Source organism: Brevibacillus porteri (assembly GCF_003013475.1).
GTDB classification, from domain to species: Bacteria; Bacillota; Bacilli; order Brevibacillales; family Brevibacillaceae; genus Brevibacillus; species Brevibacillus porteri.
Genome location: NZ_PXZO01000011.1, coordinates 90,133 through 111,560, shown reverse-complemented (window position 1 = coordinate 111,560; position 21,428 = coordinate 90,133). Strand labels below are relative to the sequence as shown.

18 protein-coding genes and 3 pseudogenes are annotated in these 21,428 nt (G+C 46.6%); 5 read left to right on the top strand and 16 right to left on the bottom strand.

What is annotated here, in order from left to right; translation table 11 throughout:
- Positions 1-102: 102 nt before the first annotated feature.
- The 6 genes from kynA to C7R92_RS08530 all read right to left on the bottom strand — a co-directional run bounded on the left by kynA (position 103) and on the right by C7R92_RS08530 (position 6,067).
- Positions 103-963: a tryptophan 2,3-dioxygenase gene (kynA, locus tag C7R92_RS08555; RefSeq protein WP_106833920.1), complete on the bottom strand. Its 861-nt coding sequence runs from the start codon at positions 961-963 to the stop codon at positions 103-105.
- Between the two features lie 80 nt (positions 964-1,043).
- On the bottom strand, positions 1,044-2,039 hold the full coding sequence (locus C7R92_RS08550; protein ID WP_106833919.1) for an aliphatic sulfonate ABC transporter substrate-binding protein: 996 nt from the start codon (positions 2,037-2,039) through the stop codon (positions 1,044-1,046).
- A 30-nt stretch (positions 2,040-2,069) separates the two neighbouring features.
- The gene (locus tag C7R92_RS08545; RefSeq protein WP_020477521.1) at positions 2,070-2,825 is read right to left on the bottom strand and encodes an ABC transporter permease; all 756 of its coding nucleotides are present in this window, start codon (positions 2,823-2,825) and stop codon (positions 2,070-2,072) included.
- Positions 2,758-3,600, bottom strand: coding sequence for an ABC transporter ATP-binding protein (locus C7R92_RS08540; RefSeq protein ID WP_106833918.1), 843 nt, complete (start codon positions 3,598-3,600; stop codon positions 2,758-2,760). The genes C7R92_RS08545 and C7R92_RS08540 overlap by 68 nt, the downstream gene beginning before the upstream one ends.
- Positions 3,601-3,788: 188 nt before the next feature.
- Positions 3,789-5,273 (bottom strand): amidohydrolase family protein, encoded by a 1,485-nt coding sequence (locus C7R92_RS08535; RefSeq protein WP_208636191.1) that lies wholly within the window; start codon positions 5,271-5,273, stop codon positions 3,789-3,791.
- 182 nt (positions 5,274-5,455) lie between these two features.
- Positions 5,456-6,067, bottom strand: a complete 612-nt coding sequence (locus C7R92_RS08530; protein WP_106833917.1) for a DedA family protein — start codon at positions 6,065-6,067, stop codon at positions 5,456-5,458.
- A gap of 206 nt (positions 6,068-6,273) precedes the next feature.
- On the opposite strand from C7R92_RS08530, the gene C7R92_RS32785 reads away from it, so the two are divergent.
- Both C7R92_RS32785 and C7R92_RS08525 read left to right on the top strand, forming a co-directional pair.
- Positions 6,274-6,570, top strand: coding sequence for a hypothetical protein (locus tag C7R92_RS32785; protein WP_244195696.1), 297 nt, complete (start codon positions 6,274-6,276; stop codon positions 6,568-6,570).
- On the top strand, positions 6,512-7,078 hold the full coding sequence (locus C7R92_RS08525) for a hypothetical protein (protein WP_244195695.1): 567 nt from the start codon (positions 6,512-6,514) through the stop codon (positions 7,076-7,078). Before C7R92_RS32785 ends, C7R92_RS08525 begins: the two co-directional genes overlap by 59 nt.
- Positions 7,079-7,264: 186 nt before the next feature.
- On the opposite strand, the gene C7R92_RS08520 is transcribed toward C7R92_RS08525, so the two are convergent.
- Positions 7,265-7,777 carry a GNAT family N-acetyltransferase gene (locus C7R92_RS08520; RefSeq protein ID WP_106833916.1) on the bottom strand — a complete coding sequence of 171 codons (513 nt, stop codon included), beginning with the start codon at positions 7,775-7,777 and terminating at the stop codon, positions 7,265-7,267.
- Positions 7,778-8,055: 278 nt separating this feature from the next.
- Here C7R92_RS08520 and C7R92_RS08515 point away from each other — a divergent pair, with 278 nt between their 5' ends.
- Positions 8,056-9,801, top strand: coding sequence for a cysteine desulfurase-like protein (locus C7R92_RS08515; protein WP_106833915.1), 1,746 nt, complete (start codon positions 8,056-8,058; stop codon positions 9,799-9,801).
- A 40-nt stretch (positions 9,802-9,841) separates the two neighbouring features.
- Here C7R92_RS08515 and C7R92_RS08510 read toward each other — a convergent pair whose 3' ends face one another.
- The 5 genes from C7R92_RS08510 to cyoE all read right to left on the bottom strand — a co-directional run bounded on the left by C7R92_RS08510 (position 9,842) and on the right by cyoE (position 16,914).
- Positions 9,842-11,443, bottom strand: a complete 1,602-nt coding sequence (locus tag C7R92_RS08510) for a SagB family peptide dehydrogenase (RefSeq protein ID WP_106833914.1) — start codon at positions 11,441-11,443, stop codon at positions 9,842-9,844.
- Positions 11,444-11,465: 22 nt separating this feature from the next.
- On the bottom strand, positions 11,466-13,406 hold the full coding sequence (locus C7R92_RS08505) for a TOMM precursor leader peptide-binding protein (RefSeq protein WP_106833913.1): 1,941 nt from the start codon (positions 13,404-13,406) through the stop codon (positions 11,466-11,468).
- Positions 13,403-15,346, bottom strand: a complete 1,944-nt coding sequence (locus C7R92_RS08500; protein ID WP_106833912.1) for a putative thiazole-containing bacteriocin maturation protein — start codon at positions 15,344-15,346, stop codon at positions 13,403-13,405. The genes C7R92_RS08505 and C7R92_RS08500 overlap by 4 nt, the downstream gene beginning before the upstream one ends.
- 154 nt (positions 15,347-15,500) lie before the next feature.
- Positions 15,501-15,815, bottom strand: coding sequence for a heterocycloanthracin/sonorensin family bacteriocin (locus C7R92_RS08495; protein ID WP_106833911.1), 315 nt, complete (start codon positions 15,813-15,815; stop codon positions 15,501-15,503).
- Positions 15,816-15,996: 181 nt separating this feature from the next.
- Positions 15,997-16,914 (bottom strand): heme o synthase, encoded by a 918-nt coding sequence (gene cyoE / locus C7R92_RS08490; protein WP_069845171.1) that lies wholly within the window; start codon positions 16,912-16,914, stop codon positions 15,997-15,999.
- A 180-nt stretch (positions 16,915-17,094) separates the two neighbouring features.
- On the opposite strand from cyoE, the gene C7R92_RS08485 reads away from it, so the two are divergent.
- Positions 17,095-17,694 (top strand): TetR/AcrR family transcriptional regulator, encoded by a 600-nt coding sequence (locus C7R92_RS08485; protein ID WP_106833910.1) that lies wholly within the window; start codon positions 17,095-17,097, stop codon positions 17,692-17,694.
- Between the two features lie 13 nt (positions 17,695-17,707).
- On the opposite strand, the pseudogene C7R92_RS08480 reads toward C7R92_RS08485, so the two are convergent.
- The 4 genes and pseudogenes from C7R92_RS08480 to C7R92_RS08465 all read right to left on the bottom strand — a co-directional run bounded on the left by C7R92_RS08480 (position 17,708) and on the right by C7R92_RS08465 (position 20,486).
- Positions 17,708-18,908: pseudogene (locus C7R92_RS08480) on the bottom strand (MFS transporter).
- Between the two features lie 23 nt (positions 18,909-18,931).
- Positions 18,932-19,174, bottom strand: a pseudogene (locus C7R92_RS08475) (hypothetical protein); the annotation flags it as partial.
- A gap of 21 nt (positions 19,175-19,195) precedes the next feature.
- Complete coding sequence (locus C7R92_RS08470; protein WP_106833909.1) at positions 19,196-19,531, bottom strand: hypothetical protein; 336 nt, start codon at positions 19,529-19,531, stop codon at positions 19,196-19,198.
- A 10-nt stretch (positions 19,532-19,541) separates the two neighbouring features.
- A pseudogene (locus C7R92_RS08465) lies at positions 19,542-20,486 on the bottom strand (helix-turn-helix transcriptional regulator).
- 115 nt (positions 20,487-20,601) lie between these two features.
- On the opposite strand from C7R92_RS08465, the gene C7R92_RS08460 reads away from it, so the two are divergent.
- Complete coding sequence (locus C7R92_RS08460; protein ID WP_106833908.1) at positions 20,602-21,417, top strand: alpha/beta fold hydrolase; 816 nt, start codon at positions 20,602-20,604, stop codon at positions 21,415-21,417.
- Positions 21,418-21,428: the final 11 nt, after the last annotated feature.

Sequence of the window (21,428 nt, the reverse complement as noted above, 5' to 3'; positions counted from 1 at the left end):
AATATTAGGAAAGATATGTGAAAAGATGTGAAAAGAGTACTACATGCTAAAAAGCGCCCTGGGTCCCCAAGACGCTTTTCTCGCTTTTTTTGAAGAGTTTTTTTACAACAGCGTCCGCAAGCTCCAAAGCTCCGGGAAAAAACGGTGATCGAGTGCTCTGCGTAAGTACATGACGCCTGATGACCCTCCTGTTCCCGGCTTTTGGCCTATGATGCGTTCGACTGTCGTCATATGGTTAAAACGCCATTGTTGTTGCTGGCTGGCGATATCCACCAGCTTTTCTGCCAACTCGTACAGATCCCAATACTGGTTCACATTTCGATACACGGTCAGCCAGGCATGCTCTACACTCTGATTTGGTTGATAGGGTTGTGACCAATCGCGATTCAAACATTCCGGATCAATCGGCAAGCCACGAGCAGCCATCTCCCTGATCGCCGCATCATAAATGCTGGGCTGCTGCAAGGCCGCACTCATTTGGGAATGAAGCTCTGGTTGATGTGCATACACCGCTAGGACATGCTGGTTCTTATATCCTAGCGTAAATTCGATGAATCGGTTTTGATAGGATTGAAATCCGGAGGAATGACCCAGCTTGTCACGGAACTGGAGGTAATCGGCTGGCGTCAATGTAGAAAGGACATCCCACGATTTAATCAATTGCTGCTGGATACGCGAGACTCGCGCGAACATTTTGAAAGCAGGCTCCAGATCATGATTGCAGATGCATTCATATGCTGCTGACAGTTCGTGCAAAATTTGTTTCATCCATAGCTCACTCACCTGATGAATGATAATAAACAGCATTTCATCATGATGCGTGGATTGACATTGTTGACTCGACAAGATTTGATCAAGCTGTAAATAATCGCCGTACGTCATTTCTTTTTGGAAATCCGTGTGAATCTGTGTCTCCAATGAGGTGTCGTTCGGTTGATTACTTCCTTGTTCATGTGGTCTCATCGCGGCATGACCTCCTTTCCCATCTAATTCCTTTCTACCTCTCGTTACTCCTGCTGAATCTCCATCCTTCTCACCCGATATTATTTCGCTGCTTCTAAATATTTCAAATCGATCAAGCCGTCGATTTTATTACTGGAAATATAGCCGGCTTCCTGGCTGATATCTGCCATTTCCTGAATAACTTTTTCATTGACCTCCGTTGTTACTTCCAAACGGGAAAAGGCTGCCTGCACTTCTTTTTTGCTCAGCTCTTTGCCAGTCAGATTTTTCAAATGCTTGATGATCAGTTCTTGGCTTTCTTCGGGATTTTCCTGAATGAATTTGACTGCTTTTTTATGTGCTTCCAGATAGGCGGTTGCCAATCCTTCTCTTTTCAGGAATTCATCGCTGGCTGCTACCACCGTATTGGTTGATTCTTTCCCCCAAGCGAATTGATCCCAATCCAGAAGCAATTTTCCTTCGGCCTGATTTTCCAGTACATATCCCCACGGCTCCTGAGTTGCTGCACCATCGACGGATTTTTGCACGAATAGTGCTGCCGTATCTGCTGGAGCCGCAGCATACAGTTCCACATCTCCACCATTCGTCGTCGGTTTCAGACCAACCTCACTCAGTGCTTTTCTGAGCATGACATCCTGCGTGCTTCCGATTACCGGAATCGCGATTTTTTTGCCTTTTAAATCTTTTAGTTCCGTAATATTGGTTGAACCGTTCATGACGAGCACAGCTCCACCATTAACTGCTCCTGAAATCAAATGATACCCAGGATGCTTGACATAAAAGTTCAATAGCGGCCCTGGCCCGACTGTCCCTACGTCAATCGCCTTCGTTGCCATTGCTTCCATAAACAATCCGCCATTGGCGACCGTTTTTGTTTGAATCTTCATATCAGCACCGAAGGCTTCCTTAAAATAGCCTTTCTCCAGCGCGATGATCGTGGCACTATGGGTCAGATTTGGGAAATATCCGATCCTTACTTCCTTCTCAGAGGATGCTGCTCCGCCAGTAGAGCAGCCGCTCGCAATCCCTATCAATAATAGGGATGCGACAACGGTACTGAACACTTTTTTAAGCATGTGACGACACACTCCTTAGCCATTTTTCTTTTATGAATGGACTCCCCACTTCATCTGAACGTTGCGTTCGATGCGTGAAAAGACAACATTATCGACGATGGTACCGATGATCGCAATAATGATCATGACTGATATCACCAAATCCATTTGTCCAAGTGAACGTCCCATCTCGAGCAGTTGCCCAAGACCACCGCCACCCCCGAGCAATTCACCAGCCATGAGTGCCCGCCAGGAAAATGCCCAAGCGATTCGAAGTCCAGAGATGATCTGCGGTACAGATGCAGGAAGAATGACTGTTCGTACAAAGTGAAAGCCAGACGAACCGTAAGTCTTGGCCACCCGCTGATATAATGGCGGGACATTTTTAAAACCGCTGGTCGCGTTGACTGTCATCGTCCAGGTCGCCCCGATCGTCACAATGAACAAAATGGAGAAGTCATTTAAGCCAAACCAAATAATCGCAAGCGGGAACCAAACAATGCTCGGGATAGACTGAAGCGCCGTCACCACAAAGCCAAGCGTATCTTCTACGAGTTTGTACCTCCAAATGAAGTAACCCAATATCAGACCGACAATAATGGCAATGAGAAAGCCCAACAGGATTCGTCCCATGCTTTTTCCAATCGCAGCGGTAATTTGTCCGCTTATCAATCCATTTACGAGTGTTTCGAAAACCTGGGTCAAGCTGGGAAACATGAAAGATGGCAGCCCAGATAATCTAGATGTGACTTCCCATATCGCCGCTATCATAGCGATGAAGATGACCCGTCTTAAAGCTGTAGTCATTGCCCATTTCCTCCTTCAGCACCTTTTCTATCTCTTCTTGCAGGATCGACAGCACCTTCTGCTCCGTGTTTAATGTCACACTGTCCGGCATGACTCCATCGCGCAAGGCAGGAACCGCAATGATTTCCTTGATTTTTCCGGGGCGTGTGGCAAAAACGACGATCCTCTCCGCAAGCTGAACGGCCTCCCGGATATTATGGGTGACGAAAAAAATCGTGACCTTGGTCGTCCGCCAAATCTCAAGCAACTCCTTATGAAGAACCATCCGCGTCTGTTCATCAAGCGCCGAGAACGGTTCATCCATCAGCAAAATATCGGGTTCCATGACAAGTGCCCGAGCTATGGCTACACGTTGCTTCATCCCTCCTGAGAGCTGATGGGGATAGGAATGAACATACTTGCTTAAATGAACCATTTTGAGTACTTCCAACGCCTTTTCGTTGGCTTTCGCTGTAGACATTTTCTTCAACTTGAGCCCGTATGTAACATTTTCCAAAACCGTCAGCCATGGAAATAAACCCGCTTCTTGAAAAACGACGACTCTATCGGGGCCGGGCTTATTCACTTTGTTGCCAGCAACGAATATGTCACCGCTGTCCGGTTGATCCAATCCGGCAATTAAGTAGAGCAGCGTCGATTTTCCACAGCCAGAGGGGCCTACAATAGAAACGAAGCTGCCCTTTTCCACTTCCAGATTGATATCATCCAGCACCTTTACTTTTTGTTTCTGCTGATTCACGAAATGTTTCGTAACATTATCAATAGTCAGATACATGGCTGCACCTCTTTTTATTCCAACTTTGTCGATGGGGATTATGAATAAATAATGATTAATCCTATCGTTTTTGTCAACTATAATCCAATAAAAAAGGGAAGGCGGCGGGCACCTTCTCCTATTCAATGCGAGATCCAAGTTTTATGTGCAGCATTAGACGTCGTCTTCTTTACCTACTCCTTTTTCCCCTACAACTTCGTCGGATCAAATCTTCTCTCATCCAAATAAGCTCGCGCATGCCCCCAGAAATATTTGCTTGGCTGCATGTAGATTTCTAGACCTGCCCGCTCAATTGTGCGATTCGCCTCTTCATTCGCTTCTTTGAGAATTTGCTTTTCATCCACAGTCAAAACACGGCGCTCGTCCATAATCAGCTCACCATCGACAATGACATGGTTCACATCTCCACCGACTGCCTGATAGACGATACGATGGACGTGCATGTTCTCTGGATTTAAGTGGGCCTGATGCATATTTACGGTAATCACATCCGCTTTTTTACCAGCCTCAAGCGACCCCAGCTCGTCATCCCAGCCGACACAGCGTGCCGCATCAATCGTTACCATTTCCAGCAGCTTGCCCGGCGGGAGGTAATAATAATCCCGCAGCGCCGCTTGTTGTAGCAGCTGCATTCTGCGCATGGCCTGGAACATGTCAAAGGGAGTCATCGGCGAGGTGCCGTCTGTCGTAATCGCTACAGTCGCTCCCATCTCCAGCAATTCCGTAATAGGGGTGCGTGCATTGATTTGACCAAAACCAGGAGAAGCACTCACATTCGTTCCGGTTTCGGCCAAAATTTTCGCCTCGTCAAAAGAAATTCCCCGACAATGCTGCAAGTGTACGTCTGGACCGAGCAGCGCGTACTCTTTGTCTTGAATCGCGAGGTGAATCATGCCTCCAAAAGCATCGGAATGGATGCGCGTGTCGTACTTTTTCGCAATCTCCCTGATTTTCCTTGCTTGGTACCGGTCGAAATCGGTTAAGCCAAACAATTGGTCAGCTGGTGTCGGATAGGATGGATTGACAGAGGTCACGATGACAAATGGAGTTATGTATGCTCTTGTTTTATCGTTATTCGCGTGATTCAGGGCTTCGATCACGGCTTCTGCTCCAGCGAGTACCTGCTCATAGGTGACTTCCTTCGTTACTTTTTGTCCATCGACCCAGCGGCTGAAGGGATGCGGCCAAGGTGGATTACATGGACCAGTCGCTACGATTTCGCGAACACCGACCTCGTTGTACGCTTTGGCGTGATTCAAGGCAAAGATCGGATCATCCGAGCGCGGCATCGAGCCCAAGACGCTAACACCTGTCGTAATCCCTGCTTTAAGCCGCTCCAGTGCTGACAGCTTTCCCTCGTAATACCAGAAATCGTCTGTCACGTAGTGCTTGTATGTGTTGGTCATGATTGGCATCCAGTCATTAATATTGTCCGTCGCAATCGTTTTGAACAAGGAATGTCCGCCATGACCATGTGCGTCAATGAAGCCTGGCAGTATACAATGATGCGCGCAGTCGACTACCTTTTGCGCGGGATACTTGTCTTTTAGCAGTGGAGTGTCGCCTACCTCCAAAATTCTTCCTTTATCGATGGCGACTGCCCCGTCCTGTAATACACGACGGTCTTTGTCCATCGTAATGACTACGCCGTTTACGAGTAACAAATCGATCAAGTTGCATCTCCCCCAGCCTCAAGAATAAGGGCGGTGCCCATGTCACCTACTTCCCTCCCTACACCTTACCGCAATTTCGACATCTTGTATTTGCAAGAAAATTACAACTTTTTATAATATGTTTACCTGTTGGTTCTAAATGGAAAAACCACCTTTCCTAAAGGAAAGATGGTCTGAAGGTTTTAGGCATCTGCTTTTCGTTTGCGGAAGAAAAAAATGAGAAAGGCTATCCCCGCAAATGCGAGTACAACATAAACGACATTGGAATATAGATCGAAATAGTACAGAATGTCTGCCCACGATTCCCCCAATAAATGACCAGCCATCACTAGGACGATGTTCCAAATAAACGTACCGAGTGTTGTAAACAGCAAAAACAGCGGGAAATTCATCTTGGTCATACCAGCAGGAACGGAAATCAGACTTCTGATTAATGGGATCATGCGGCAAAAAAAGATCGTCCAGTACCCATATCGGTCAAACCATTCGTTCGCTTTATGGATATCTGCCGTTTTAATGCGCAGAATATGCCCCCATCTCTCTACGATCTTCTCTATTTTTTGGACGTCTAGGTAATAACCGATTCCATAAAGCATGATTGCTCCGATCACCGAACCGATTGTAGCTGACAAGATTACACCAAAAACCGTTAACGATGATTGCGTCGTCATAAATCCACCGAAGGTCAAGATCACCTCAGAAGGTATGGGTGGAAATATGTTTTCCAGTGCCATCATGAGTAAGATACCGAAGTAACTATATTGTTCAATAATTTGGGTCATCCAGTTCTGCATGCTATCCCTCACAATTATTTACCAATGCTTATCTCTCCAGTATAGAGACACGCGTTGTATAGTTCAATGAAAAGCAATAATCTTTTCCTTTATTTCAATACGAAAGAAGGAACTCTTGGGTTACCTTTCCTTTGAAACTTTTCATTTCGACTTTTTTTGATCTCCATGCCCATTTTTCAAAAACGAATCGTTAGGAGGTGAACTGTGTGTTTCGCAAGATTGTCCAATCACTCGTATGTCTTTTACTGGTTATGACTGCTAGCGCCGTTCATGTAAACGTGGCCGAAGCAAAAGAAACTGGCATGCTATTCATTGAGAAGCCATTCAAGAAAGAAGGACTTCGGTTTCAAGTTACCGTTACCGAAAACGACAATCCAAAATACGACTCACTAGTGTACCACGTCGCGGAAACCGATCACATACACAACTGGTCATTGTTATGGTGTGACAACACGACTAGAAGCGTATGCCTCTGGAGACTCTTGGGAGCTTCCCTACCCTGAAGACGAACCTGCCTGTACCCCGGACATCAAGGAGAGAACCTTAAAACCTGGGAGAACGATTGAGCAAGATGAATACTTCCGAACAGATGAACTGCCGGATGATCTTACGCCAGACTATTTTCAATTGAATTCTTCCGTACGTATCCTCGTTGGACCTGAAGATAAGGAACGCAAAAAGGAAATCGTAAAGATGCAGACGAAATTTCTTCCAGGGCTGGCCCTCAATCCAGATGAAATCGAGCTACAGTCTGAATCGAGCGAGCTCTCTAAATCGTATTACGAACTCAAAGTGACAGGGAAAGCCTCCAATAAAGATATCAAACGCGTATCGATTCAGGTCTTCCATTCGACCATTACGTTGCGAATCGACTCGAAGTCAGGAGAGTTTTCCACAAAGAAAAAAGGAAAAGCAAAAGGCCCGTCCCTTCAATCAGGTGTACTCGAAGTGACGTATAAAGATGGAACGAAACGCATCTACAACATACCCATAAAAAATACTAGCAACTGATGTTCTCCATAAAAAAAGGACTGCCATGTGGGGTTGTTGACAAATGCCGATTTGGAGAGAAACTGCTTTTAAAAACCCAGTATTCATGCGGGTTTGAAATTGCGATTTCCTCCGAAAAAGTACTTTGTCAACACTCCCATGTGTGCGTCCTTTTTTTCGTTTTATATCTGTTTCTATTCTAGCTTGCTATTGCTTCTGCTTAGACCAGTAAATCATGGTGTCGTCTCTCTTTATTTCTGCAAAGCCCATTTTGACTAATATTTTTGCGGAATCTATGTTATCTAGCAAGCACTTCGCCGTAATCTTTTTCACATCTGGCTGCAACAGCGCCCAATTCGCTAGGCCTTCAGCCGACTCGTACGCGTAGCCTTTTTTTCTCTCGGCTTCAATAATTCCATAGCCGATGTCCACTTCTCCTGCCGCATTCGGGACTCCCTTGAACCCTACATCCCCGATGATCCTCATGCCATCTTTTGTAATGATCATCCACGATTCAAATCCTGTCGGTTCCCCTGTGAGTTCGAGTGCTTTGATGATTTTGGGTATCGTTTCCATCGCATCCTCATCAGGCCAGCCTTTGCCTAATGTAAGCCCCATATCCAATAACTCTTCGTAATTTTCTTGCAAAATATTCGTCGCTATTCTATGCGTAAATGGAATCAATATGAGTCGTTGTGTATGGATGCTTTTTTCATTCATGAACAGGTACCCCTTCCCTTTTCCTTCAATGTCCGTGACGATATTTACGTTGGATTTACTCTCCAAATGTTTTTCAGAAAGGGTCTATTCCTACACCTCAGCTACTTTATACATACTCCGATAATAAAAATCACTCGGGCACCAACCATTATAGCATAATTTTCCACCCCGTTTTCTCAAACGAATTGAAGATTGATTAATTGGAATCTATTCCGAATAATGAGAGATAACGAATGATGATGGACACCACGGAAATCCAGTTGGTAAGGAGTGAGAAAATGTCCACAACGCTAAATACTGAGCTTGTCCGCATTCAACCCTGGGCGGATCACGATCTTCCCTTGCTGCGTCATTTGAATGCACCAGCCATGATGGAACATCTTGGAGGCCCGGAGACAGAAGAGCAGCTACTTGCTCGGCACGAACGATACGTCAATAAAGCCGGACAGCTAACGAGCAAGATGTTCAGCATCGTACTGCTGCCAGATTACACCCCTGTCGGAAGCATCGGCTATTGGGACCGCATCTGGCAAGGAGAAAACGTATACGAAGTAGGCTGGAGCGTCCTGCCCCCCTTTCAAGGGAAAGGCATCGCCTCTGCGGCTTTAGCCTCACTCATCACACGCATCAACCAAGAACGAAGACACAAGTTTATTCATGCCTATCCCTCTGTGGACAACCCCGGCTCCAATGCCATTTGCCGTAAGCTAGGTTTCACCCTGCAGTCAGAATGCGTCTTTGAATACCCTCCTGGAAGTTTTATGCGCTCCAATGATTGGCGATTAGAAGTTGCATCGGAACAATTCCCCATTGAAAAAGTTCGGGAGCAATTCCCCGCACTACAACGAACGTATAAAGGCAAACCTGTTGTTTATCTGGATGGCCCAGGCGGCTCTCAAGTCGTAAAATCCTCCATGGACGCGATCTATCGCTATATGGCGAACGGTGGGGCCAATTTACACGGCTCTTTTCCAACGAGTAAGGAGACAGAAGCTATCCTCGCAGATGCCAAGCAAGCCATAGCAGACCTCTTCCACGTGAAGCCGCTGGAGGTAGCCTTCGGTGCGAATATGACCACCCTGACCTTTGCCATTGCGCGTGCATTAGGTCGACATTGGAATGAAGGGGATGAGATCATCGTCTCCGAGATGGATCACCGTGCTAATGTTGACCCGTGGTTGACTGTTGCTGCTGATCGCGGAATGACCGTTCGGTGGTTAAAGGTGAATAAAGAGACACTTACATTACAATTAGATAAGCTCGACACCCTACTTACTTCCAGGACCAGACTTGTGGCAATCGGGCTTGCTTCTAATGCTGTCGGAACGATCCATGATCTCGCTGCCATCTCCCAAAAAGCACGTGCAAAAGGAGTCATTGTCGCTGTCGACGCCGTGCATGCGGTCCCTCACTTCTCTATCCATCGGGACGAGATTGGAGCCGATATCCTACTCTGTTCCGCCTACAAATTTTTTGGCCCTCATGTGGGAATCGCTGTCATCCGCAAAGAAATTTTTGAAGCACTCGATGTTTACAAATTGGTTCCCGCCCCCTCTTTTTATCCAGATAAACTGGAGACCGGAACACAAAATCATGAAGGAATCGCAGGAATCAGACCCGCTATCGAATTTGTTGCTTCGCTTGGTTTCGGTGATAGCTTCTCCGAAAAAATCCGCTCTGGCTACGAATGGATTGAAGCCTATGAAAATCAGCTGGCAGAAAAGCTGCGAAAAGAACTAGGCGCAATGAATGGCGTCACACTCTATCAAGCGGGTGAAGATGTACCGAAAACACCGACGATCGCTTTTCGGATCGAAGGGTTTTCTCCCCAAGAAATATGTGAGCGATTGTGTGAGGAGCATAGCATATTCGTTGCGGACGGGGACTTTTATGCGACAACACTCGCCAATTGTTTGGGAATCAATGAAAGTGGCGGTTGGATACGAGCGGGGCTGGCACCGTACAATACCCACGAGGAAATTGACTGTCTCATTCAAGGTATCAAAGCCATCATAAGGGCATAATTCAAGACCCGGGTCAACGCGACTCGGGTCTTCCACGTTTTTATCCATGAAGCCCGCCTTGAAATCTGGCGCGGGGGCGATAGTGCCCGACCGGAATTTGAATCAGGCAGGTTTTCTCTTCAGTCTCTAGGTTGTAAAGGTCATCGCAATTCTCCACGTCAAATCCGAGTAGCGGATGGCCGCCCATTCCACACGTGAATGCTGCCAAAAGCAAGTGATGCACGACGATTCCCGCCTCCATCTGCTGAATGCGATACCCTCGGTAACCTAACTGGTTGATCAGATGATCGCGTTTACCCACCACATGAAAGCAGAGCGGCACTTGATACAAATTCACGTTGTCCAGCGTCATTCCGTCTTGAAGACGTGCTCGAAAATCTCCATAGACAATCGGATAAAGAGCGTGCTCCAGCGGTTCGTACGCGTATGCGCCATCTTGTATCCCTTCTACCTGATGAATGCTTACGAAGAGAGAAATCCTCCTCCACGCTACCTCCAGATTATTTCCTAAATCATTTTCATACGATAGAGCACTCATCGTCATTTCCATGATACGCGCTACCTGATTCTGGTCTGTTTTCCTCCTGATAAAATCCACTTCCGGCGAAAAACGCTCCCGGCAATATTGCGCCAGATCGTAATTTGGTTTCTGCGAACGAGGGAGAAGGATTCGCTCATCGGAACGACGAGGCCACTTGGTTTCCAACTGATCCGAATAACGTGTAAACGCATGGGTAGATTCCTGCATGGCAGCCTCATTCATTTCCAGGAGCGCAGGATATTGTCTCATTCTTTTTGAGCGCATCACATGCACATGCTTTTGCTCAGGCAGCTCTCTGATTAGCTCGATTGCCGTCTTCTCTCCTCGCTCTGTCCATTGTGCCAGTGAATGCCTCTCCCCTTCTGTTTGGAGCGATAAGGGAACTACCGCGTATACACTCTCTTGATCGGCAGACAATCCTAGCAGTGCATTCATCGCTCTATCTAGGAACTGGTAATGTACTGCAGTCGTCACACCGAGTTGGTTTGCCATTTCCTGCAATTGTCCTAGTAGTACACCAGCATCGAGCCCCTGCAATCGATAGGAAAACTCATCGTACTTAAAAAAGTTCTTCCAAAAATAGATGGATACGAAAGCAACTCCAAAACATGCATGTACCGGACAACTGCCATCAAGTGCTCGGCTAAGGACGTGATCAAAATTCCCTTCGCGCAATTGCACGAGTCTGTGATGAGCCACATCGTAGTGGTATAGACCTGAAGGAATACTCGACAGCTTCAAATACACGTACAGCTCACTCGGATAGAGCCCTCCCCCAGACGGAACCGGTCTTCGATTCGTTACAAGCGGCAAAAACGACTCAGATCCTGCATCTGCCGTAGTCGTGGTTAAAAACGATTGGCTGATTTGGATGAGTCCGTAGCTATACCATAACCAAGCGCCCAATTGAGAAAGAGACATCTCTTGTGAAACCGTTTGATCTACGAGCGATAGAGGCATATCTTCTGGCAGTGGAATGACAGGTAGCCCCCTGTACAGCTTGTATGTCAGTGGCGCATCTCCCCAATCCACTTCAAGGTCACTTGGTCGGGAGTTTTCTGTATCAAAATGAAGGCGGTACAAGAAATTTTCGAGACTCATCCGGCTCACTCCCAGATGCATGTTATGGAAACGGATGCGGAAAAGGATTCAACTCGTCTACACGCAGTGGTTGTTTCGCGTAACCCAGCTTCACAGGGACCTCCAATACTCTTTTCAATCCCGTTACTCGCGTGAGATGATGGCCAAAAGTCATCGGAAGCATGCCAGGAATCAATACGCGCACGCAAGATAAGCCGTGGCGCCCGACCTCTGGTGTCGTTTGATCTACCACAATGACATCGAGATCTAACTTTTGGAACACGCCGAGCAACTCACGCAAATCGTCTGTTAGATCACGATGCTGGTTTCTTCTAGGAAATTGTTCAGCGAAAGAGACCATCGGACGTGCATCATCCAAAAGAAAGGATAAGCGCTCTGCTGCTTCCGGCAAGCTGTAAAGCATCGCATGATCGTCCATCTTTTTCACCAAGGACGAATCCTGGAGCATACGCAAATATTTGCCTCGGTTCGCTTCGTACTTGTCTGTCAAAGGCAGGAGCATGGCAGCTGTCTCGTAAATAGAGCTTTTTACGGCGCGTATGGGATCTGGGTGCGCTCCTGCTGCACAAACAAGGTGTATCCCTTCCTTGCTTCGGTTTTTCGCAATCGTCCATACACTCGGGATGCCATTTTCCATCGTCGCATCGAACAAGTACAAATCGTAATTCGCAACTGTCTGCATTCGATCGATCAACAAAAGCAATTCACGATCATGAATAGTAGCCGGATCGAGGCGTGGCAATGGCAATCTAGCATACCAGGTCAACAAGAATGCATCACGCTCAACCACTTCCAGGATGCCGTAAAAAATCGCTTCCTCCAAGCTGCCACCCAACGCACAACCATTTGAAGTCTCAAATACAACTCCCTCCCCGAATCCCATACTGTAGTAGGCCATGAGTTCAGGTACGAGAATGGGTCGCTCTTCCTTAAAGGAATAACCCCATACCCAGTTCATTTCTCGCTTGGGATCAAATGGCTGAAACGGAAAATCTGGAAGGGCATACTGTTCTTCTGAATGGGTTCCTGCCGTCGTCGGATCAAGGGCATGGGGTGCAAGATTTGCATAGCAATCGCGAACCGTCGTCCTCTTGCCACGCGGCATTACACCGCAATATCTTTCCATTCCCTCCAGAATCGCCGTTAACTCGCTATCCGCGTACGAAACGGATCTGCCTGCTGTGCCCTCATTATGCGAAAATAAAGGCAAATTGACACTTACATCTGCAAAAACAGACACGAGATCACGGACTTTCCCGTTCAAAAATCCGGTTCGGGAATCCAAATACTCGGAGGTAAGTGCTTGTTGCAACTCAGCAATGGATTTTGTGCGGTAACTATCAGGACTTCGCTTTATGTTGGGCTTCAAGCATATTCTTGCCCGATCCTCTGAATCCTCAGGCAATCGACTACATACCGAACATAATGGATTTGGCAGAAAGAAATGACGGGTACTTGTCAATGTTTGTAAATCAATGAATTGAATATGCTCCGATAAGTGGGCTTGCCTGCCCTCTACGAAACGTAACACCTCCGCGATTACGTGGTGTGCCACCTGTAGCAAGCCAGTGCGGGATGACCACGGATCACGATGTGTTTCGCCTTTTTCGCTCAGCATTTTTTGTACCTTCCACATCTCTTGCCGATCGCGTCCCGCCATCAAACGACGCATATCTGCGCACTGGGAGCACCCTGTTTGACCTGGTCGTACCAACGGGCCTACAATCGCTTCTCCGAATGAAACAAAACCGCGCAGCCATGGAATATTAGCTTGTTGGAAATGTTTCTCTGCATGCAGATACACGGAGGGATGATAGGTATCGTGTAACAGAAGTGCCAAGTCTCCTACCCTTGTCGCTGATTCCATTTTCTCACTCCGCCACACACGGTAATCCGTCATGAGACGTTCTGAAATCAGCTCTGCTAATACACCGTCTCCGATTACAAGAATGTCAGCACTCATTGAAGCACCTCCCGAGAGAGCAGCAAAGCGAATACCCCGCCAAGGTCTTCCTCCAAGAAAGGCTCTATCGCCGCATTTATGATCAGAGGTTTTTTGTGGTGAAGCGCTAAAACTTCGACAGCGTGCTGCCAGACTTCATGTTCAGATTCTTCTTTGCTAGGGATGAATGCCAATTCCAATGGTTCACCCGTCAATGCTACAGATTGCGCTGTAAGTACATACTTAGACAATGGTGTTGCTTGATTCTGGATACGATGCAAGGCATACATCAACGCTTTTTGCAAAGCGTCTAGCTCCTGTAAGCCAACACTTCCAAACCAACCGGAGCGCGTTCCCACCCAAACAACCGGAAAACCGCACACATCATGGCCTTTGGCAATCTTCGGTTCTTCACCCCATGTAGCGAATGACCGCAAATAATACTGAGACTGCTCATCCGCAATCGTTCCAGCGTGCACAGGTCTAGCTGTTGGTTGTCGTCCTTTCATTTCTGACATATACGTGAGTGTTAAATAATGCAGTAACGCCCGACTTAACCCTTCTGCTGCCGTTTCTCCTGCTCCAATTCCGATGTTTCCATCTATCCCCAATTGAAAAGCCGTGTTTTGGGTAGCGAGATGGTTCACCATTCTTCCGACATACATCTCTGCCCCAAGTAATCCTGCTTCTCTTCTCGCCTCATCATGGTTATAACCCGCGCATACGACGGATGGTAAAAGCTCTGCGGGACCATCTGCGACGGGATCGACTGCCGTAACGATACACTGAGTGAGCGGCAATTGCGTTAGCTCACCCTCATCCCAATTGTCAAAAATCCCTGTACCCGATGAGGTCCATGATGGGAACAGAGACAGTAGACTTTCCTTATGTTCTGCCTCTTTTGATAGACGCGATTGGAGATCACGTTCATCCAATACCTCCATGCTCATCTCTTCACTCAGCATCGGATGCCGCATGAATGACTGCCAGCTTCCTTCTAATGTCTCTAGATTTAGCAAATAAACCTTGTTGGGGACCTCTGTTTCTATGGACCCTGTAACGTATTTGAACCATTCAAAAACAGCGATATTCGCCAACATGGCTGCTGCGGTCATAGAAAATGCATGATGATCAGTGTCCGCACTCAAAGCCTGTCGATGCAACCGACGCCAAGCCGATTCAAAGCAAGCCTCTGATTGCGGATGAACCAGCGGCCCTACCATTCCTTTTTGGAGTACGAAAAGCGCCGGAATAAACACCTTCTCTTGCTCTCTGCATACAGAATGAATGACACTTATTTCATCCTTGTTTGTATGTGCCGATGTGTACAAAACAGCAGTGAATGGCTCGATTGCCTCCGACCACCCTACCTTCCCCCACGACACTGGTTCTAGCTCTTCCAGCTTTACATGCGGGTCTTTCCTGCGCGAATTCTCGATGATCGTCTCTAGCCGCTCACGATCAGTCGGAGTCTCACCCGTCATTGCATAATGGAATTGAACGCATCCCGATTCTAACAATGCATGGATGGCAGAAAGGAGAAATGGGCCCGCTCCGATTACCAAAACGTTTTCTGCTCGATATTTTTGAAACCGATACCCTCCCGAACCGCCAAACTGGTCCAAAAATTCAATCTGCGCTGCATACGTTGACATCATTTCTCGGGATAAATCATGTGGTTTATCCTGACTCACGTCTTGGAGAAATCCGTTTTGAAAAAGAGTCCCCGCTACCTGGTATATTTGCTGTTGGTATTCATCTGGCAAATCGTCGGTCAATTGTTCCAGTGTATGCTCGCCATTAAACATGGGCATTAATTGGTCTACCCATCGTTCGATCATGTCACCCTTCATGCGGAAGGTCCCGATGTTATTCCGAAAAAATACACTTCCATCTGCATCGGGTATATAAACGGTATCCCGTTTCACTTTTATACGCATCGAAGGATTCAACCTTTCCATTCTTCTCCCCCTCCCTTTGCGAAATCAATCTATTTGTGACGAAGCATGTCACTCCCATTTTATGTAGGACTATTTGTCTCACATTCCTGTTCGTAAAAACAAAGCTCCTGCCAAAACAATACTGTTGGCAGGAGCATAATGCGGGGTGTGATCATTAATCGTTATCAAATATGACAAAGCATGGGAAGAAGCAAGAGCAACTGCAAGAGCAACTGCAAGAACAAGAGCAACTGCAAGAACAAGAGCAACTGCATGAACAGCTACAGACGCAAGAACAGGAGCAAGAGCAACTGCAACGACTGCAACGACTACAACTGCATCTACTGCAGCCACCGCATCTTCCACATCCGCCACACCGTCCGCGAACGAGCGTAGCTTCATTCATTTTTTCTTTGTCCCAACGCTGTACTTTATCCGATTTTATTTCAGATGTCTTTAGTTTTTTTAGGTCTTTTTTGAAATCATCCATTCATTTTCACCTCCGTCACATCATGGGAGCTACTCTAGATTTATGAAGTGACATTGGGTATTTGTTCCATGATCATGCGCCCATTTTTGGTTGAACATGAGAAGCACCCGCTATACTGCAAGGTTCCCAGACAAAAAAAGAAGCCGCCCTCAAAGTGAAGGCAGCTTGTATGATCACTGATTTACAACTTGAAAATAATCCCCATCAGCGAGTAAATAATCACCGTCGAGAACAGCACCGTCATATGAATCAGTGAATAAATAAACATCGTTTTTGACCATTTCTGCGAATCCATTTTCCGGTATCCAAATACACTCAGAACCAGCCATAAAATATTCAGGAGCAGGGCCATCAACGTAAGACCAACGCTTAATGACCAGAATAAAAAACTGCTAGCAATTAAAATAACCAAATAAACATTTGTTTGAATGTAGGTACGTCTTGCACCTTTGACCACAGGCAACATAGGAACTCCAGCCGCCTTGTACTCATCATACTTGCGAATCGCGATCGCATAAAAGTGAGGCATTTGCCAAATGACCATGATGATAAACAGACCAAGGATAGCAGGATGCGTGATATCTGGGTGAATAGCAGCCCAACCGATGAGCGGCGGCATTGCACCAGAAATACTCCCTACCTCCGTATTGTAAACCGTTCTTCTTTTGGTCCACATCGTATAAGGCACGACATAAAAAAACAGTCCGAGAAATCCCATAATAGCAGCCAAAGGTGATGCCAAGACGAGCGACACTAAGCCAAAAATCGTCATCAGGGATGCTAGCCATAAAACGGTCTTCGTTGATATTTCTCCTGTCACTGTAGGTCTGTTCTTCGTCCTCTCCATGACAGAATCGATATCGCGATCATACACGTTATTAAAAGCACCTGCTGCACCCATGATTAAAATAGAGCCAATTGTAGCAAATAAGATTTCTGGCAACTTATCTATTAGACTGAAGTGATACGTATATAAAGCTAATGTTAATCCGGCAAACATCGGAATCAGATTCGATTTGATAATCCCCGTCTTAACCGTTTGCGCCAAAATATTGGACATAGGCCGATTCCGCGTTGCTACGCTTTCTTCCCTCTGCATTCGTACACTGTCCCCTCTTACTAGATGATCTATATCTATCGTACTCCAAAATAGCATGACATAGTAGACGGTTAAATCCTACAAAACTGCCATTTGTATCTTACATACCAATAAGGATTTAAATACTATATGGAATGTTAATTCTATATGGTATGCTTGTCAAGAGAAGGAGGCGGACGAATGAACAGACGCAGGTTAACCCAAGCAGAGCGTAAAAAGGAAACACGGCAATTGCTCATTGATGCAGCCATTGAAACCTTTGCTCAGTTAGGCTTCCACGGGGCTTCCGTTGATAAAATCGCAGACCATGCTGGATTTACCAAAGGAGCTGTTTATGCTCATTTTCAGTCCAAAGAAGATCTCTTTCTCGCTATTTTGGAAGGTCAGATGCAATTACATGTGTCCAATATCCATCACGTAATTGATCACCAGCCATCATTATCGCATTTTATAGAAGCCATGGACGCCTATTTTATGTCCGTTCAGCAACAAAATCGCACGTGGAGCATGCTGAACCTAGAATTTTTGCTTTATGCCATGCGCGAAGAGTCAGTTCGAAAGCGATGGTCAAACATGATCGTAGAGTCGGTACAGCATCTTTCCAAGGCGATACAAACATTGAAGCCAAAAGAAAGTGACTCTACTCTATCTGCGGATGAAATGGCATGGACGATTCTTGCTCTAGAGAATGGCATGACCATCTTTTCTTACATTAGCGGCGACCAGGCACCCCTGTCTTTATACGGAAAAGCTTTGCAAAACATGCTATCGTCAAAATAGCAAGTGCCTTATGTTAGAGCGATTCTAACTGGGCGGCCCGTCGCTTCATGATTCGATTGACTCTCTCAGAACCATAAAGCATGAACGCAATGTAGAAAGCGATAAAAAACGGTAAAATGGAAACTGTCGTCTGTGCAGCAATCCACCCTAGCAACGGAGGCAAAAGTGTGGCACCCGTGTACGCAACCGCCATCTGATAGCCCATCAGCTTTTGTGTTTGCTCTTTCCCAAAGCGTTCAGGGGTATCATGCAGCATACAGGGATAAATCGGAGCGAAGCCTAACCCGAGTAACAGAAAACCGATTAGCGAACAGTAGGTTGGTAATGGCAAAATCAACAGCGCTGCCCCAGCTATTGATACGAGAAGTCCGCTGCGAATCAGGACGCGGTTGCTCACTTTGAAGGTTACAAAGCCAGTGATCAGTCGCCCCACGGTAATGCCACCGTAATACATGGCTACCCACTCCGCCGCTACAGCCGCAGGTAGCTCTTTCACATTTACCAAAAAGCTGCTCCCCCATAATCCCACCGATGCTTCAGCCCCACAATAGAAGAGAAAGGTCAACAAAGTCAGCTTGACGCCTTTTGTCCGTAACGGTTGTTCGCTCTGCCCACGAAACGGCTCACCCTGTGACTCTTTGGCAGCATGGCTCTGCAGGTTCTCCATTCGTTTCCACAAAGGAAGTGTAAACGCTAGAAGTACGACTAACGCAAATTGAATGAGCGAAATGGTCAAGTAGCCATTCCGCCATAAATCATGATCGCGCATAAAGCCAGACATAATAATGGGGCCAAGCGTAGCGCCCACACCCCAGAAGCAATGCAGCCAGCTCATGTGATGGGCTTGAAAATGCGTGGCAACATAATGATTCAATGCTGCATCCACAGAACCAGCTCCTAGTCCCAGTGGCAGGCAATGCCAATACCATTAACCATAAAATCGAAGGGGCAAAAGAAAATCCGAACAAAGCTGCCGCCGTCATCAAGCAACTGATCAGTGTGATCCGTCCTGTTCCCAATCGTTTTAATAATGCACCACTCATCAAGCTAGAGACGATCGTACCAGACGAAATCGCAATGTTGATCACATCTGCCATACCAAATGCCGCGCCATATTCTGCTTGCATGACCGGCCAAGCTGCCCCCAGTAACGAATCAGGAAGGCCCAAGCTGATAAACGACAAGTAAATCATGATCAAAAAGAATGTTGCCACTATCCCCCGCCTCCTGCTCGTTTTTACATTCTTCCTGTGAGTCTATTCAGCAATTTCTCTCCCTCTGTTTTGAACCGTTTGTTCTTTTCGAGAAATTCGTTCACTTCATGTAATTGGGCTGGCCGGTAGCCTGGGCCATCACAGCCACAGGAATGATAGGTAAACCCATGCTGATAGAGGATTTCAACCTTTTTCCACTGCTTCACATCCGTTTGCTTCGGAGCCTTGAAATCATGCCCCATCGCCTTCATTCCCTCACCACATTGCGAATTCCCATTTCGGTATTGCTATGTATCCCCTTTTTTGACGAGCGTACTACCGATGAAGTCAAAGCTCAAAGGCGCCCCTTTTTTGTCGGGCTGCCATCCCAGCTTGATCGCCTCTTCAATGATAGCCGCGACGTCAGCTGGCTTTATCGCTCTCATATCCAAATGCTGCACATGTGGAAACTCCGCCCAAAAATCATTTACATCTGATTTTACATACACGCGAATCAATTGACCCATACCTTCGTTGTGCTGGATCGTCAACGCGAGTAGCCCCTTTGCTGCTGGGCTAATAACCCAACGATATCGCTGCGCTCCTACCGTGATACCCCGTGTTCCTTTTTTAGGTAATGCCATAGCTACCTCCTCATTGCGAGTACATGTTTATCAGTTCTGCCAAATACGTTTTTATGCCGTCCACTATTTCGGGTGAATGCTGCACAGTTACTTCTTTCCCTAACCCAATCAAGAACTTTGCAAAAAATAAAATGTCTCTTCTCGCTACATTTCCTTCCAACCAACCACTTCCATCCTGCCGCATATGCAGCATGGATGCAAGCCAAAGTTCAGCCTCACAAGCCTGCACACCTTCAATGGTCAGCTCCGCAAATAAGTGGACCGTGTCCTTATCCTCGACTGTCTTGCTCAGTCTATTTTCCAAGTGAATGTCACGGAGATCCAACGGCTTCAATACTGATTGTTCGACGGAATGGATACGATCACAACGAAACACGCGAATCTCTTGATGCTGATAACAATAAGCCGGGCTGTACCATAAACCGTTTTTCGTATAAATTCCAATCGGCTGCATCTCCCGCTTGGATTGTTGTCCGCGCGTTTCATAAGTGATAAGGAGTACTTTTTGTTGGATGGCAGCATCCAGCAATCTGGATAAATGCGGAGAGCTGGCTTGCCGCTGCGGTGTCACGAAATCAACACGGCGTTTCATCTGATCAATGCGATCACGAATATCCGGCGGCATGAACTGATAAAATTTGTTCAGCGCTGATGAGGATTCTGTTTCAAAGGGCAGAGAGGTATGGTGTCGAAGAGCATGGATCGCGAAAAAGATGGCGACCGCTTCCTCCTCTGAGAATGCAATAGGCGGCAAAATCCTTTCCTTCAAAACGTGATATCCGCCATGCGGTCCCACCTCAGCGTACAAAGGTACTCCTAACTCACTCAGCTCTTACAGGTCCCTGAGAATCGTTCGCCCTGAAACGCCAAATTCGTCGGCAAGCTCCCTTACCGTAAATTTGCGCTTCCGGTTGACAGTCATCATCATTTCCAGCAGTCTTTTTGATTTTGGCATGGCATAACTCTCCAAAAATTTTTATTATGACAATTCCTGTCACCATTATCTGTTACGGTAAAGAAGAAGTCGAGTTGGACATAACATGCTGGTCATTAAAAGGAGGAAATGCTGTATGCATAAACCACAAGAAAATGGTACAGGAACGAGAAAATATTTCCAATCAGGTGATGTAAAGCTATCTTACCTCGATTTTGGAGGGGACAGCCAAAGAGTTTTGCTCCTGCTGCATGGTCATATGAACGATGCAAGGACATTTTCGAAGTTCGCTTCCAGATTCACAGATTGGCGCGTGATTGGATTGGATCAACGTGGTCACGGCTGGAGTGAGCATGCCCCAGCTACGAATTATTCACGTGAAAGCTACCTAAATGATATCTTCGCCTTAATTAAGACTGTTCTGGATGGAGCTCCTGTTACAATTGTCGGGCATTCTTTAGGGGGCGTAAACGCGTATCAATTTGCAGCTCGTTACCCCGAGCTTGTGAACGCAGTCATTGTGGAAGATATCGGGGTAGAAATTATGGCCGACTTATCCTTTGCAGAAAAACTCCCACATCGCTCCCCTTCTTTACACGATCTAAGAAAATCACTGGAAGCAGTCGGCGTTCGGGCCGTCGATTATTTTTCGGAAAGCGTCTTTGAGGATGAACAAGGCTGGGGATTCCGTTCTGATTTAAAAGGCATGCCTATTTCTCAACGACACATTGACGGAGAATGGTGGAGTGACTGGCTTGCGTCTTCTTGCCCGATCTTGCTGATCCATGGTAAAAAAAGCTTTGTACTCGATGAAAATCAAGCGGAACGCATGGTGACCCAAAGGCCAAACACAAAGCTTGCAAGTTTTGCTGAGTGCGGGCATGATATCCATTCTACTGACCCTGACGGATACTATCAGGCTGTAAGAAGCTTTCTGGACGAGTTGAAATAATAGCCGATGAA